Raw genomic sequence first — 14,946 nt, 5'->3', positions numbered from 1 at the left:
CTGCAGGACCGGGTAATCCTGGTCGAGAACGAGTTTTTTCTGGGAATCGAATTTTTTTCGGTTGAGCAACCGTCCTTTGCTATGGGTGTAAATGAATTCCAATTTTCCGTCTCTTCTATAGGTTTTTGTCTGGCCTTCCTGCCGATCTTTTTTTAAAGGGTATCTCTAAAAATTGACTAAATGCTCCTAATCGTCAACTTAAGGAGATGGTTTTGTTTTAGTGGAACAGGCGACCTGCCCTTAAAGGTTATACGGAAGTGCGGAATTTAATTCCGCCTTTCCAGCCTGTTCGCACGGGCTAGAAAGCCCGTGCCACCAATATAAGAAATCCTTGTACAGTGTTCGATTTCCTGTAATAAACTAATTTTTAGAGATGCCCTAAAGTTCATTTCCGTTTTCAGGATGCCGTCCTCGTAATACATTTTGACCTTTCCATCGAGGGTGTCGTCTTGGTAGAACCCCTCATCTTTCAATTTTCCATTGCGGAAATACCCGTGGCTGATGCCATGTCGTTTTCCATGTTTGTAGGTCCAGTGGGTCATCAACTCTCCGGAAGGATAGTAAAGTTTACTCACTCCTTCTAAAACTCCATGATGAAAATTTCCTTCCGAGAGCAGGTTGCCTTCCTCATCGTATTTGCGGATGATTTCATGAGGCAGGCCATTTTCATCCAGATGGCCTTTGACGCTCAATTTTCCGTTGGAGTGGTATTTGACAAGCGGTTCGGCAAACGCTGGAACGGATAAAGCCAGAGTTCCTACTAAAAAATATAAGGGCCATCCGATTTTTTGCATGAGGTATTTTGCTTGCTAAAATTCGGTTTTATAATTTTTGGGTGAGGCAGTTACCAAAGAATCTATAAAACTTCGCGTTTCGGCGGCTCTCTCCAGTTCGCGGTTTTTAGTGAATAGATATTCCGCGTTTTTTGCCCTTTCAAGAGCCTCGTTTCTATTTCCAATTTTAGAAAAAACCTTCCCCATAAGAAAGTTGGTATCGCCGTCATTAGGATTCCGCGTGAGGGCCATTTTAAAAGTCCAGAGAGCCAGCTCGTAACTGCCCAGGGCGATCCCTGAATGCGGCGCGTAGCGGGTTAACTTGACCCGTTCTGCATGATCCAAAGAATTCAGATACTGTTGGGACTCAAGATAAGCGTTTCCCAAATCAAGAAAAATCTTGCGGTTATCTCGTCGCTCGCGACTGAGTTGCTTCTGCAACTTTTTTATCAGCCGACTGAACTCGATGAGTTTGGTCTGATGCTCTCTTAGCGAACCCTGTTCTATTTCTGTTTTAAGTTGGCCTATTTCACTTTGCCGGAAGTGAAGAGTTTCACTCAGGTGCAGTTTTTTAATGTCTGCGAGGCGTTGTCTTTCTTTAAGGCTCAACGGCTTGTCTTTGTGGTGGGGTTGAGGGTGCTGGTCTAAATTTTGTTTGGATAAAACTCCATGAAAAATAAAATCGGGCCCGAGACTTGTTGGCGGGGTTGGTTTTGGAACGGACTGAGGTATTTGATATTTTACTGGACGGATTCTTTTTAAAACAACTTTTGGAAGCTTATCTTTACTTATGGATGTCAAAGCCTGAAAATTTTCCTCTTTAAGAGTTGAAAAATCTTTCCTTTGATTTTTCAAAACGATTGAAGTATCAAATTTGGATTGTTTTAAAACCTGCCGGTAATCCTTCAAAAAATCTCCCAAGGCTTCGGATTGAAAAGCTTCCACTTCCACTTCGATAAGGTTTTCAGCGGGGGCGCTGATCCTCTCGCTCCGGGAAGCGCTCTCCTGAGCCTGGGTGGATGTCCCAGCAATCAACAAGGCGAGGAGAAGAAAAGTTAAATTCTGAAAAAGTCGGAAAGTCATTTTATTAAATCTATGGGGCTTTAATTGGAGCAGAAAACCCTCAAATAAAAGGTGCGCGGTATTTCCATATAATTAGTATTAATTATATCAAATATTTGGATGGATATGGGAGGCCGAGGGATTTAATTTTTGAAGAGGTGATTATTAAAAGTGGATTAAATTCTGATTTTTATAGAATTTTTCCGTTATTTTTGCCCTCTTAAAAACAGGGAGTTTGCAATGGGGTTAACTTAAGAACGGAGGCCAGGATGACTCAAGAGATTAGAAAATCTGAGGGCTGCGCACATTTGATACAGGGAAGGTGGTTTGTCGTGTCATTCATTCTGGCTTGGGTTTTATGCCCTTTCCTTGTATATGCCGATGAATGTCCTCAGCCCAGAAACACAAAAAGAGCTCCGGCTGAATATTACCAAAAGGAAAATCCGTTGCCTGCGGATCCTGAAAATATCCTTGCCGGAAAAGTTCTTTTCGAGAAAAAAGCCAAGCCCCTGCCCTGCATGCAGTGTCACAGTTTGGATGGAACCGGAAACGGTCCCATGGCATTCGGGCTGAACCCTCGCCCGAGAAATTTCACCTGCGCTCAAACCATCAAGGGGGTGCCGGATGGACAGCTTTTCTGGATCATCCAGAACGGTTCAAAAGGGACTGGAATGCCAGCCTTTAAGAAACTTGAAGATGAAGAGATCTGGCAATTGATTCTCTATATTCGCAAACTGGCTCTGACGCGGATGGTGGAGTTTCGGCGATAAAGTTCGAACCGAAATCAGAATGCATTGTGCGTCGTGAGCAAACTAGCTGAAGGAGTGGGTGGAGTCTCTGCTGTAGAAATTTGAAACTGTAGCTGGTTCAGCGGCTCGCGAGGAGGGTTTGCTGCGAGTTGGGTCCAGCCCAGGGCTGTCCACAAGTTTCAGTCCGGTAGCATTTAATTTTTTTCGTTCGACCCTTTCCAGGGGTGTTTCCGGGGAAGCCATCGAGACACGTTTTGCATGTAAAGGTGGTAAGGGTCGCCAAACCGGCTGAGCAGTTTTGGTTCCTCGATCAGAGGAATATAGAGCAGGTTGGCAGCCACAAAAAACGAGAACCACAGGAATATAAGCAGGGAGCCCGATAGCAGACTTTCTCCCAGCAGAACGCAGAAGACGCCTTCCATCATCGGGTTGCGAACATGGCGGTAAATCCCGCGAATGACCAGGTTTTTGGGTGGGTCCCAGGGGGAGGGCGTCCCATCGCCATGATCGGTGAAAAGAGAAACACAGGAATAAGCGATAACGATCCCCACTGCAATTAAGAGACCTCCCGGTATTCCGCGAACCAGATCAAAACCATAATTGAAGGGTGTAAGAAAATCGGATTGACTGGAAACCCAAAGTATCAGCCCTGGAATGACAACCATGACATTGAAAGGAAAGATAAAAAAAACCTTGATAAGTTGAGGGGTCACTTTCATCGGAAATTCCTTTCAAGAGGGAAGTCGGAAGCCTTTCATTGTCGCAAAAGTTTGTAGGCCTCGGGAAAAATAAGTTGCTCCCAAAGTATATACTGCCGGGCGGAAGGATGGATCCCATCTTCCACAAACATGTTCTTCTGATCGCAAAAGGTTTGCGATAACGGAAAAATATCCGCCACGGGGAGCCCTCTTACCGTTGCTTCCTTTTGAATGATCGCGTTGTATTTTAAAATTCCCCTGGAGATATTACGGCCATAGCCGTGGATTTCCCCTCGGGGTGCGCAGGAAAAGTCGGGCAAGGTGACGATCAGCAACCGCTCAGGACGAGGGAGTTCCTTCTGCATGCGATCTAGCAAAATTCTCAAGTTAGCAATAAATTTGTTTCTTCCCGATCCGTGAATCCAATCGTTCACCCCGATCAATAAGGTAACAAACGTGGGGTTGGCGTTCTCAAATGCCGGAAGCTCGTCCCGGATAGCGTCCTCCACCTTCCAGCCCGTTTGTGAGGGATTGGCTGTCAGTTCGATATCAACTCCAGAAGAAACCAGGTGACGGGTCAACAACGCCGGCCAGCAGTCCTTTTCGGCAACTCCCTCACAGATCGTATAGGAATCGCCGACGGCGACATAGCGGATCGTTTCCGCGTGGGCGGGAAATAAATTTGCACCTGATAGAATAAAAACCCCAAAGACGATTGATGCGAAGACCCATTGGGATATTTCTCCTGGACTCATCTCTGGAACATTTTTTGGAACCGTATCAACTGCTACGCAAACGGTAGCCATTGCAGCGGAAGGTGCTTTAGGTGTCAGCAGGTTATTTATTGAATAAGGGAATCAGATGATACACCGCTCCCACGGCTACAGTGATGTAAAACAAAATCCCGAAAAGGTTCCAAAGAGTTTCTTTAAGAGGCCGGGATGGGGAATTGGAAACTTTCGCCTGTTTGGTTGCAGTAGAATTCATAAGTCCTTCTTTCTAAAGGCCGAGTCGCCGGAGTTGAACAGAATCGTGAAATAGTTGGGTTGCAGGTATTTTATAGGTTTCCTGAAGAACCTCAACTTTTTTTGCAGGATTTTTAAGTTTTCAATTCAGGCTTTACCGGGCGGGTTAGATATGATGAAATAACGGAACTTTTGTCCTTAAAATATTTTATCGGTCGTTTTTCCTTAGGTTGGATAAAAAAGGAAAACGCCATAACCATAAAGAGACACTTAATGAAGATCAAAATGGCCGAGTTGATCGGCGAAAAATGCGAATCCATTGATGATGGCGAAAAACTGTATCAACTTCTTATTGTGGAATTGCGAAACGGCAGATCTGTGGAGTTGGATTTCACCGATGTCTCAAGTGTCATCACCCCTTTTCTGAACGCAAGTCTCGGAAAGCTATTGGATCTATTCGAGAAAGAAACGTTGATGGAAAAATTGATCCTCTGTCATATTTCTGCGGATCATTTGCGTAGAGTCAACGAGTTTATCGACTTCAAGCATAAAAAAAACTCGGAGGCCACGACCCGTGAGTTGATGCAGGATCTGTTTGAGGAAGATGAACTGGGAGATGACTGATGGGAATCTGGGATATTTTCGCAGAAGGAAGGACCCTCAAAAAACACAAGGAACGTTTGCAAAGTAATCCGGACGATGCCGAGGCGCATTTTTACCTGGCCTCCGCCTATGAAGAAAAAGGACGACTCCAGGACGCCATCAACGAATTCAAGGAAACTTTGCGCATAAACCCTAAATCCGCTGAAGCACATTTTAATCTGGGGATTCTATACGAAAAGGTCAATGACGGGAGAAACGCCATCCTGCATATCCTCAAGGCCGGGAACCTGTTTGGGGAAAAGGGCGACCCGCACAACAAAGAACGAGCCTTGAAACGCCTGCGGGACTATTACCAGAAATTCGGTTTCAAGCCCGAAGATTTCCCTGAAGATTGAGGGGAAACTTTAAGGCCCCAGTTGCCGGATGGCTTCATACACCACGATACTCACCGCATTGGCCAGATTGAGCGAGCGCACCCGGTCATCGTATAAGGGAATACGATACAGAGGCTGAATCCCTATACCTTTCAATTCTTCCGAAAATCCTTCCGTCTCACTGCCAAAAAAGAGATAAGACCCTGCCTGAAACTGATGATCAAAATAAGAAGTTTCCGCTTTCGTGGAAAAGAAGGCCTTGGGGGAGTCCTCCGGGATAGACTCAAAGAAGGTTTTCAGGTCTTTGTGGATCACTACTTGAACGTGCTTCCAGTAATCCAGCCCGGCGCGTTTGAGTTGTTTGTCATTGATTTCAAAGCCCAGTGGCTCTATCAGATGCAATGTGCTTCCGGTTGCCAGGCAGAGCCTGCCGATGGACCCGGTATTCCCGTGGATCTTGGGTTCCACCAAAACGATGTTCAAATTATGAGGCATGGATTTATTACCCTTTACGTGTCTTAAAAAATGTTCCTGAATGCAGTCAGATTTTATGAAATTATAACCACTATCAATGAAATCAATTTACTTCAAACAAATAGGGCTTGAAGGATAAAAAAAAGTGGCAGGGCTGAAATCCCGGTCTTATATTAAAACTTGTGAGTTGTTATGAAAAATACGCCATAAATTGAAATTTTAATACTTTAAAGAATGGGGATCGGTTTCCCCATTCAGTAGCGCAATACTCGTTCTTTTATGAAATATTTGAGAAGAGAGGGTGGTTAGAATGACCAGACATGAGACCCATCATTTTTCAAAAGAACATGAATCGCATTTGGAAGAAATCGGCGATTACATGGCATCGCCAGTGTCCAGCATTGACCACGATTCCACAGTTCAGGAAGCGGCGCAAATCATGCAAACGAAGCATATCGGATCTGTTTTTGTTAAGGAAAATGACAAATTTGTAGGAATTATCACTGAAAATGATCTGTCGCGCAAGGTCGTTGCCAAAGGTCTGGATTCGGAAACAACAAAAGTGTCCCAAATAATGACAGAACCCTTAGTCACTTTGGATTGTATGGAACATGTCGCAAAAGCCAATCAGTTGATGGCCCAAAAAAAAATACGCCATTTGGGGATAACAAAAAATGGTGAAATAATTGGTGTGCTATCTGTCAAAGATCTGGTTTCGTTTTATGCCAATCCGAGATTGAGAACCTGGTAGGAAATGGTCAAGGCTGCTCATTTAAACTGAGAATGTACGGAAAATAAATTAAAGCAAAATAATGTTGAGTTTTATTCCTTATTGAGAAGGGACGTATAGTCATGACAAAAAATATTTCCAAACAAGAACCGGGGAATCCCGATATTTTGCTCGATGAGATTGGGGAGTTTATGAGTTCCCCGGTATTCAGTATAGATCACGAATCCACGGTCCAGGAGGCGGCGCAATACATGCAGGCCAGTAATATTGGTTCCCTTCTGGTCAAGGAGTTTGATATTTATGTGGGGATGGTTACCGAAACCGATTTATCCCGCAAGGTGGTCGGCCTGGGATTGAATCCGGAAACAACACAGGTGACCGAGATCATGGCCCAGCCACTGCAAACCATGGATCGGTTTTTTCCGGTTGAGGAGGCCAGCCAGTTTATGCATAGCAATAAGATTCGTCATTTGCCTGTGACCGAGGATGAAAAAATTGTGGGCATCTTGTCTGTAAAAGACCTGGTGGCCTACTATGCAAAATCGTCCTTTAAGATGCAGGAATGAGGATCGGGTTATTTTTTTGGTGAGGAAAAAATCCGTGCGCGGGGTGGGTTCAGGATGACCGGCTATCCTTGGGCAGGGTTCTGCGTTTACAGGAAGCGGTGTTTTTTATTCCAGTTCACGGTTTCCGATAAACCTTTTTTCAAATCATATTGAGGTTGAAATTTAAAATCTTCAAAAAAACGATTGGATGAAGCGGTCCAGGTGCTTTGTCGGATATCGGTGATCCTTTGACTATCCAACAGCGGGGCGTTTTTCAGGTAGATGGACAAAAAGTCCATGAAGAGTCCTAAAAAAATCAATAAACCGTCGGGAATTCGAATAGAGCGGATGCGAACATTCAGCAGTCGAGTTGTTGTTTCGACCACTTCGTCCCAAAGGTGGTAGCCGCCATCGGTAATGAAATAGACATTATTTTTAGGCGAGGAAGTAACAGCGGCCCTGAGCATGGCTTGCACAAGATCCGTAATGTAAATAAGGGAGAGGGTGCGTTGCCGGCTTCCTAACTGCAGGTTCCAGCCCTTGGAAATTCCTTTGATAAAAGAGAGAAAGTTGACTTCCCTGGGGCCATAAACGACAGGGGGACGAAGGATTACGATCGGCAGTGACGTCGAATAGTGTCGGGCGATTTCCTCTCCGGCAAGTTTGGATTTTCCATAATGGGTGAGAGGTTTGCAGGGGGTGTCCTCATCAACCGGTTGGCCCGGCAGAGAAGGGCCCACGGCAGCCAGGCTGCTGATATGCACGATTCGTTTTATATTTTCCCCATGGGCGACACATTTTTCATAGAGAACTTTACAGGCATGGGCATTGACCTGGAAAAAATCCTCCCTCGTTTTTGCACGGGTCAGGCCGGCGCAATGAAATACATAGTCTATTTTTTCCAGACAGTCTTCGAGGGGTACGGACTTTGTTAAACTTCCGTAATGCAGCTGGACTTTGGTCCGGTCGAGCCAGCGCAAGTCGCTTGTCCTCTGGACCAGGCAATGAACCTTGCAATGATGCTGTAACAGAGCATCGACCAGGTGACTGCCAATAAATCCGGAAGCTCCTGTCACCAAAACGGTGGAATGCCCCAGCGTGTCTTTTTGGTTCATGAATAATCTCAGTTAAGGAATAAACTTTTTCCTCAGCCACGGTCAGGAATCGCTGGTTTCCCAGCACGGCAGTATTTCTTTGGACATTGAGAGGTACCGGCCCAAATAGAGCCGTTAATCGGCACGTAATATTTGTGAATGATCCTGAATGCTGAATAGGTCTTCGGACAATGGACCGTATAGAGAGGGGTGCCGCAGCCCCGCGCTATTGAGAAATGATTCCCAATTTTTTTCCGAGCTTTTTAAAGGACGCCAGCGCTTTGTCCAAATCCTCTTGGTTATGGCAGGAAGTAAAACTTGTTCGGATCATGGCATTGTGGGGAGGAACTACGGGGGAAACCGCCACGCCTGCAAAAATCCCATCATCAAATAGAAGCTGATTCATCAATAAAGTCAGTTCTTCGCCGCCAATTTTAATGGGAACAATGGGAACGGGATTGTTATTCACCTGGAATCCCATATCAAAGAATCCCTTTTTGACATAAGAAGTGTTCTCATGGAGCGTTTGCATGCGCTCCGGTTCGTTTATCATAATATCGAGAGCTTCTGTAACCCCAGCGACGGATGCAGGGGGCAACGCGGCTGTGAATATGAAAGCGGATGCCTTGTGACGGATGAATTCAGTGACTTTTTTCTTGCCGGAAACAAACCCTCCGATGGACCCCAGGCTCTTGGAAAAAGTTCCGACATAGATATCGACTTCTTTTTCCAGATTAAAATAATGGGTCACTCCTTTTCCTTGATCGCCTAAAACACCGAGTCCGTGGGCTTCGTCCACGAGGACCGTGGCCTTGTAATCCCTGGCCAACCGCACAATTTCTGGAAGGTTGGCGATGTCCCCGCTCATACTGAATATGCTGTCGGTAATAATGAGCTTGCCGTCAACGTCGGAATATTTTTTTAGATTGTGTTCGAGGTGATCCATGTCGTTATGACGGTAGCGGACGGTTTGCCCAGGGGAAATGGCGCATCCCTCATAAATGCTGGCATGGTTTTCCCGGTCCGAAAAAGCGATGTCTTTTCTTCCCAGGAGACAGGCAATGGTTCCCTGGTTGGCCTGGAAACCGGTGGACATTACAATGGTATCTTCTCGACTGAGAAAACGGGAAAGCTCTTTTTCCAGATTATTATGCAGACTGAAGGTCCCGTTCAAAAAGCGACTGCCGGTGCAACCGGCGCCGAATCGGGCAAGAGCGTCCTGTCCGGCTCGGATCACCCGCAAATCCTGAGTCAAACCCAGATAATTATTGGTCGATACAGTAAGGACTTTTTTCCCGTTGATGGTGACCCAGGCTCCATCCGTTTCCTCAATCTCCCGGAAAAATGGGTAGATGCCCAGATCTTTTGCCAAGTCGGGAGCGTTGTAACTAAAACATTTGGAGAGCAGGCCGTTGCCCTTTTCGGAGGTGAACCGTAGGTGGGAGTTCTCAAAATTGAATTCCTTTTTAAGGAGGGCAACAATTTTGCTTCGCTTCAGATGCGGCGGTACATCGTCTTGAACTTCGTCCGCAATATTAAGATTAAAATATTTCTCCATGTCTGGAAGCAATTTTTACCTGTAGAATTTTGGATTCGATTTTAAAAGACTTTGAAAACCTAAAAGAGAAAGATTTTCAGATACTTGGCCACGAAAGAAATTTAAACTTAAGACTCTATTAATCAACAGCCTAAAAAACATGCCTAGGTTACCATCAAACCTTATTTTACACAAGGTGAACTCGAAAATTGATTATGAATTTTCGGTAAAATTTGAGGGAAGGGGCCATTTTATCTGGGATGTGGGACTTTACTGATTCCTAAGTGACCGATTGATTTGAACAGTCAAAATTTTTTACTGAGGAAAACCCCTGTCTCTATTCAAAGTTGAAAGTTTATTGACCAAATTTGCGACTGTCGGGTGATTTGAGCCAAGTGTTTCCGCTCTTATTTTTAGGGAGCGCTGGTACAGCGATTGAGCCTCTGAAAATTTACCCTGGTTTTCATAGAGCAAAGCCAGGTTGTTGAAAAGAATAGCCACCAATGGATGGTTTTCATCGAGGAACTTCGCAGAAAATTTAAGCGAGCGTAAAAACATGGCTTCGGCGGTGGTATGATCCCCCATTTTTCTCTTCAACTCCCCAAGATTATTGAGGGCCTGAGCGAACCCTGCGGGGTTGCTCCGCAAATCATGGTCCATCAACTGCAACGCCTGTAAGGCAAAAGGAACCGCTGTCGCATATTGCTTGGATTTGTAAAGAGTGGCCACATGGCGGTTTAACTTTTTGAATTGGGTGACACTCTGATTTGCAGATACCGGAGGACCGGAAAAAACGAGGGTTACTAAAAAACATAGCAAGCCGAAAAGTAATTTATGGAACAGAAAATTTTTTTTCATTTGAAAAACTCCAGACATGAGGATTAAAAACTCTCCTTTATCCACAATTGTATTCGGATTGATACCTGGCCAGAGTATGGTCACAGGTGATGGTTTCTGAGTTGATCACGCCACAAAAGGAAAATTTATGTCTTGGCGTTGGAAGACAAGGATTAGCAGTACCTGAAAGACCGTGGGAGCTTGTATTTGTGTCTAATACCCTGATGGACACAAATTTGTATCGTCGTGGTGGTGTCAGTGTTTTTCCTCTTTATCTTTACCATGCGAACCTTGAAGCTTTAGAAACCAAGACCCCAAATCTGGATCAAAAAATCTATGGAAAGTTCAAAGATGCCGTTTCAGATGTGACACCGGAAAACCTGTTCGATTATATCTATGCCGTCCTGCACAGCTCTGCCTATCGCAAGCGTTATGCTGAATTTTTAAAGTCCGATTTTCCGCGTATTCCGTATCCATCCGATCCTGAAACTTTCCATGCTTTGGCTGAATACGGAACACAACTTCGTGAATTGCATTTAATGGAAAGCGACAGGCTGAATGCCCCGATCACCACCTATCCGGTGGACGGCGACCATGAGGTTAACAAGCCGCGCTTTGAGGACGGAAACGTCTGGATCAACGACACGCAGTATTTCGGCGGTGTGCCGCAAGTGGCGTGGGAGTTTTATATTGGCGGTTATCAACCGGCACAGAAATGGCTGAAAGACCGCAAAGGCCGTAAGCTGTCCATTGACGACATTCGCCACTGGCAGGGCATTATCGTGGCCTTGACCGAAACCGATAAAATCATGCGGCAGATCGACTCCATAAACTTCCTACCGAAAGACAAAAAATAATTTAATCCGAGAAATTTACTAGCCAAATTCTTCCTGAAGCAATTTTCATACCCCAGTAAATTCCCTTCCGGCTTTCCATCCCAAACTAACTGCAACTTTTTCCCAAACTAAATGCGCGGTTATACCAGAATGAGTTTTTTATAATTTTTGTTAAACATATGAAGCGTCTCCTTCTAAATCTCAAAGGTTTGTATGATTAATTAATAGGGGTTGTTGCCATTGTTCTGATCGATGGAGCCTGCGCCATTGTTGTTTTGCGCGGCTGTGTTTCCGTCTGTGGTGGCATTGCCGTCGACGTTATTGCCATCGCCTTTCACATCAATATTTACCTGGCTCCCAATGGCAACCGCATTACCATTAAAACAAGCGCCATCGATGTTGCAATTTTGCGTGCTGTAATTCGAGCTGTTGTCCGTACTATAGTAATTAGTGTCGAACCCGCCGTCTTCAACGAATTCAATGGCAAGCGCCTGGTTTAGCAGGTTGGCTTTTTCCGCAGGGGAAGGAAATCCCCAGCTGTTGTTCCAATCCGAGGAAGCGGGATCGGCAACGGCTGAGCCGACACTCAGAAGTAAAGCCATGGTTGCAAGCATCAAAATTTTTCCTGGGAATTTACACATGATTGACCTCTCTTTTTAAAAGTTGTTTTAACTGTGAAACATGGGAAATATTCAAAATGGGTATCCGGCCCGTGTGAAACCATGTGGATCAAACTGTCGTGAGGTTCATGATGCCGGGCGGGTGTTAAGATTTCGTTAAGGCGATGTCACTGTTGAATAAATTCTGACATCCGATAGGGTGATGATCTGTTGATGTCTGGGAGTGGGGTGGAAATCCAGTCCTGGGAAGGGCTCTAGGCGGTTGATGGGCAGTCGGGGGCAGGTTTTGTCAGCGGATGATTTGTTGCTTCTTCTAGTTTTTGATAGAAAATCAAACCCTTCCCGATTTGATGAGAATGGACGAGGAATATTAAAATCTGATGCAGGTGTTGTTGCGGAGAAGTCACAATCAATGGGTTGAGTTGTGGATTTGCCATTGACCTTGTATGGGAATCACTTCTATAAAAGCGCACTCTCTTGCCTGCAGGGGAATATAAAAGGACATCTTGAAAATCAAACGAAGACTATGATCCCATCCCTTGCAACTAGGGAAGCGATTGTGAAGGGCCGCGAATATCAATTTTAGAAGTCTCTTTAATATAATCTGGACCTATTTACGCAGGGCTGGTATGGTTGCAGACGTTTTTCGTCCTCATTCAATTCTGGCCCAACTCCCTAAACTTATTTATCCAAAAATTTTATTAAAAATCATTGCTTATGTGTGGTCTTACCGGTTTCATCAACTTAACGAATGACGGGTCAAAGTGTGAGGACTATTTAAGGCAAATGAATTCCGCCTTGACCCACCGGGGCCCGGACGATGAAGGCTATTGGATGGATTCGCAATTGTCGTTGGGGTTGGCTCACCGGCGTCTCTCGATTCTGGATCTTTCGCCGCAGGGACACCAACCCATGGTCTCTGCCAGCGAGCGTTACGTCATCGCTTATAACGGAGAGGTATACAACTTTGCGGCTCTGCGTGACCAATTGAGTTGCAACCAATGGCGAGGGCATTCAGACACCGAGGTCATGCTGGCCGCCATCGAGGAATGGGGATTAGAGAAAGCGGTCAAGAATTTTATAGGCATGTTCGCTTTTGCCCTGTGGGATAAAAAAGAACAGTTGCTTCACCTCGGGCGCGACCGATTGGGCATTAAACCCCTTTACTACGGTTGGCAGGGAAATTCCTTTTTGTTTGGCTCGGAATTGAAGGCGCTGCAAGCGCATCCTGAATTCAAAAGAGTCATTGACCGCAACTCCCTGGCGTTGTTGATGCGCCACAATTATATTCCCGCACCCTATTCGATTTATGCAGGCATTAAAAAGCTTCTTCCCGGTCACATATTCACCCTGTCCCTGAAGGACCCAAAAAACGCTTCCGATTCTGTCGCCTATTGGTCGGCTAAGGAAGTGGTGGAGCAGGGAATACGGAATCCATTTGCCGGATCGGAACAGGAAGCCATGCAACAATTTGAGACCCTCCTGGCCGATGCCGTCAAACTGCGAATGATATCCGATGTGCCCTTGGGGGCTTTTTTGTCCGGTGGCGTCGATTCATCCACGGTGGTTGCCTTGATGCAGGCGCAAAGCAGTCAACCGGTGAAAACTTTTTCCATCGGGTTTTTGGAGGATGAGTACAACGAAGCCCAGCATGCCAAACTGGTGGCCAATCATCTGGGAACCGATCATACGGAACTTTATGTGACTCCCGAGGAGGCCAGGGCGGTCATACCGCGACTGCCCACATTATATGACGAGCCGTTTGCGGACTCTTCGCAGATTCCGACGTTTCTCGTTTCGGAATTAGCCCGTAAAAAGGTCACCGTGAGTTTGTCCGGGGATGGCGGAGATGAGCTCTTAGCCGGTTATCATCGTTACGACCGGGCCAGTATTATCTGGAATAAAATCAAGTGGTGTCCTTTTTTGCTCAGAAAATTTATTTCCCAGGCCCTGGTCACCGTTCCTCCGCAAATCTGGGATGGAATTTTCAATCGCCTCCGGTTTATGCTTCCTCCCAAGCTGAGGTTTGCAAATACCGGGCACAAGCTTCATGTTCTTTCAAGTTTGTTGAATCCTGAAAATGGTGAAGCCCTTTATACCGGGCTGGTTTCCCATTGGAAAAATCCATCGTCCGTGGTTTTAGGGTCGATGGAACCCCCGACCCCGTTTTCGACCAAAGAAGACTGGAAAATTCTTCCCGATTACACCACGCGAATGATGTTTCTGGATCTCATCACGTATTTGCCGGACGATATTTTGACCAAAGTGGACCGGGCCAGCATGGGGGTCAGTTTGGAGGCCAGAGTCCCTCTGCTGGACCATCGGGTGGTGGAGTTTGCCGCGCGGATTCCAATGAGCATGAAAGTCAAAAACGGGGAAAGCAAGTGGCTGTTGAAACAAATTCTGTATAAATACGTTCCCAGAAATCTGATCGAAAGGCCCAAGATGGGGTTTGGCGTTCCAATGGGAACCTGGCTGAGCGGACCTCTAAGAGAATGGGCGGAGGAATTGATGGATGAAAAAAGGCTGCAAAGGGAAGGCTATTTCAACCCGGAGTTGGTGCGGTTGAAATGGTCTGAGCATCTTTCGGGGAAAAGAAACTGGCAATATGTGATATGGAATATATTAATGTTTCAAGCCTGGTTGCAAGAGAATCAGAGTTGAGCTATCTAATTAAAAAATAAGCTGCTTTTTGAAAATTAATATTAAATCCCATCACTCAATTCTCATTGGTTCAAAAATATTGCAAAATAGGCATTAAGTTTATTTTCAACAATACCGTTAAAAAATAGAGGCAGTTTAAAGGCCAAGAAAGGTCTAACACTTTTGCAAGGTGGCATGCTATGGAAAAGGTAAAAGTCAGTTATCCCATCCCCGTGGATTTAAGCACAGGAAGCGATTCGTACGGTTCCGGCCAGTTCATCAGTAATCAATGTTTGAGTTAAGGTAGGAATCAAAGTCAAAAGATTTTTTCTTGTCTTTTACCTCATCATCATCAGCAAGATCTTCACTCATTTCTTCTACAAAGTCAAAATAAGAGAACTCTTCT

At 45.4% G+C, this 14,946-nt stretch carries 17 protein-coding genes; 7 read left to right on the top strand and 10 right to left on the bottom strand.

The annotated features are described in order from the left end of the window. Window positions 1–266: 266 nt before the first annotated feature. Complete coding sequence (locus O3C58_05080) at window positions 267–794, bottom strand: toxin-antitoxin system YwqK family antitoxin (GenBank protein MDA0691237.1); 528 nt, start codon at window positions 792–794, stop codon at window positions 267–269. Between the two features lie 15 nt (window positions 795–809). Then, window positions 810–1,856, bottom strand: coding sequence for a hypothetical protein (locus O3C58_05075; GenBank protein ID MDA0691236.1), 1,047 nt, complete (start codon window positions 1,854–1,856; stop codon window positions 810–812). Window positions 1,857–2,281: 425 nt separating this feature from the next. On the opposite strand from O3C58_05075, the gene O3C58_05070 reads away from it, so the two are divergent. Then, on the top strand, window positions 2,282–2,605 hold the full coding sequence (locus O3C58_05070; protein ID MDA0691235.1) for a cytochrome c: 324 nt from the start codon (window positions 2,282–2,284) through the stop codon (window positions 2,603–2,605). Window positions 2,606–2,778: 173 nt separating this feature from the next. On the opposite strand, the gene O3C58_05065 is transcribed toward O3C58_05070, so the two are convergent. From O3C58_05065 to O3C58_05055, 3 genes are all read right to left on the bottom strand, one after another. Continuing rightward, window positions 2,779–3,303, bottom strand: coding sequence for an isoprenylcysteine carboxylmethyltransferase family protein (locus O3C58_05065; GenBank protein ID MDA0691234.1), 525 nt, complete (start codon window positions 3,301–3,303; stop codon window positions 2,779–2,781). Between the two features lie 35 nt (window positions 3,304–3,338). Further along, window positions 3,339–4,037, bottom strand: coding sequence for a GDSL-type esterase/lipase family protein (locus O3C58_05060; protein ID MDA0691233.1), 699 nt, complete (start codon window positions 4,035–4,037; stop codon window positions 3,339–3,341). 82 nt (window positions 4,038–4,119) lie between these two features. Then, complete coding sequence (locus tag O3C58_05055; GenBank protein MDA0691232.1) at window positions 4,120–4,269, bottom strand: hypothetical protein; 150 nt, start codon at window positions 4,267–4,269, stop codon at window positions 4,120–4,122. A 251-nt stretch (window positions 4,270–4,520) separates the two neighbouring features. On the opposite strand from O3C58_05055, the gene O3C58_05050 reads away from it, so the two are divergent. Beyond that, window positions 4,521–4,871 (top strand): STAS-like domain-containing protein, encoded by a 351-nt coding sequence (locus O3C58_05050; protein ID MDA0691231.1) that lies wholly within the window; start codon window positions 4,521–4,523, stop codon window positions 4,869–4,871. After that, complete coding sequence (locus O3C58_05045) at window positions 4,871–5,245, top strand: tetratricopeptide repeat protein (protein ID MDA0691230.1); 375 nt, start codon at window positions 4,871–4,873, stop codon at window positions 5,243–5,245. The genes O3C58_05050 and O3C58_05045 overlap by 1 nt, the downstream gene beginning before the upstream one ends. 9 nt (window positions 5,246–5,254) lie before the next feature. On the opposite strand, the gene O3C58_05040 is transcribed toward O3C58_05045, so the two are convergent. Then, the gene (locus O3C58_05040; GenBank protein ID MDA0691229.1) at window positions 5,255–5,719 is read right to left on the bottom strand and encodes a tRNA (cytidine(34)-2'-O)-methyltransferase; all 465 of its coding nucleotides are present in this window, start codon (window positions 5,717–5,719) and stop codon (window positions 5,255–5,257) included. 289 nt (window positions 5,720–6,008) lie between these two features. On the opposite strand from O3C58_05040, the gene O3C58_05035 reads away from it, so the two are divergent. Together O3C58_05035 and O3C58_05030 are read left to right on the top strand one after the other, a co-directional pair. Then, window positions 6,009–6,449, top strand: coding sequence for a CBS domain-containing protein (locus tag O3C58_05035; protein ID MDA0691228.1), 441 nt, complete (start codon window positions 6,009–6,011; stop codon window positions 6,447–6,449). A gap of 101 nt (window positions 6,450–6,550) precedes the next feature. Next, window positions 6,551–6,994 (top strand): CBS domain-containing protein, encoded by a 444-nt coding sequence (locus O3C58_05030; protein MDA0691227.1) that lies wholly within the window; start codon window positions 6,551–6,553, stop codon window positions 6,992–6,994. Between the two features lie 86 nt (window positions 6,995–7,080). On the opposite strand, the gene O3C58_05025 is transcribed toward O3C58_05030, so the two are convergent. From O3C58_05025 to O3C58_05015, 3 genes are all read right to left on the bottom strand, one after another. Beyond that, complete coding sequence (locus O3C58_05025; GenBank protein ID MDA0691226.1) at window positions 7,081–8,088, bottom strand: NAD(P)-dependent oxidoreductase; 1,008 nt, start codon at window positions 8,086–8,088, stop codon at window positions 7,081–7,083. A 205-nt stretch (window positions 8,089–8,293) separates the two neighbouring features. After that, complete coding sequence (locus tag O3C58_05020) at window positions 8,294–9,625, bottom strand: pyridoxal phosphate-dependent aminotransferase family protein (GenBank protein ID MDA0691225.1); 1,332 nt, start codon at window positions 9,623–9,625, stop codon at window positions 8,294–8,296. Between the two features lie 294 nt (window positions 9,626–9,919). Next, window positions 9,920–10,462, bottom strand: a complete 543-nt coding sequence (locus O3C58_05015) for a tetratricopeptide repeat protein (protein MDA0691224.1) — start codon at window positions 10,460–10,462, stop codon at window positions 9,920–9,922. Window positions 10,463–10,551: 89 nt separating this feature from the next. On the opposite strand from O3C58_05015, the gene O3C58_05010 reads away from it, so the two are divergent. Then, window positions 10,552–11,298, top strand: coding sequence for a hypothetical protein (locus O3C58_05010; GenBank protein ID MDA0691223.1), 747 nt, complete (start codon window positions 10,552–10,554; stop codon window positions 11,296–11,298). Between the two features lie 200 nt (window positions 11,299–11,498). Here O3C58_05010 and O3C58_05005 read toward each other — a convergent pair whose 3' ends face one another. Next, window positions 11,499–11,918, bottom strand: coding sequence for a hypothetical protein (locus O3C58_05005; protein MDA0691222.1), 420 nt, complete (start codon window positions 11,916–11,918; stop codon window positions 11,499–11,501). Between the two features lie 696 nt (window positions 11,919–12,614). Here O3C58_05005 and asnB point away from each other — a divergent pair. Continuing rightward, on the top strand, window positions 12,615–14,561 hold the full coding sequence (gene asnB, locus O3C58_05000; GenBank protein MDA0691221.1) for an asparagine synthase (glutamine-hydrolyzing): 1,947 nt from the start codon (window positions 12,615–12,617) through the stop codon (window positions 14,559–14,561). Window positions 14,562–14,946: the final 385 nt, after the last annotated feature.

The sequence above is a fragment of the Nitrospinota bacterium genome, assembly GCA_027619975.1.
In the GTDB taxonomy this organism is placed as follows: domain Bacteria; phylum Nitrospinota; class Nitrospinia; order Nitrospinales; family VA-1; genus JADFGI01.
The sequence above is the reverse complement of the archived record's forward strand: the minus strand, read 5'-3'. Positions and strand labels throughout refer to the sequence as shown.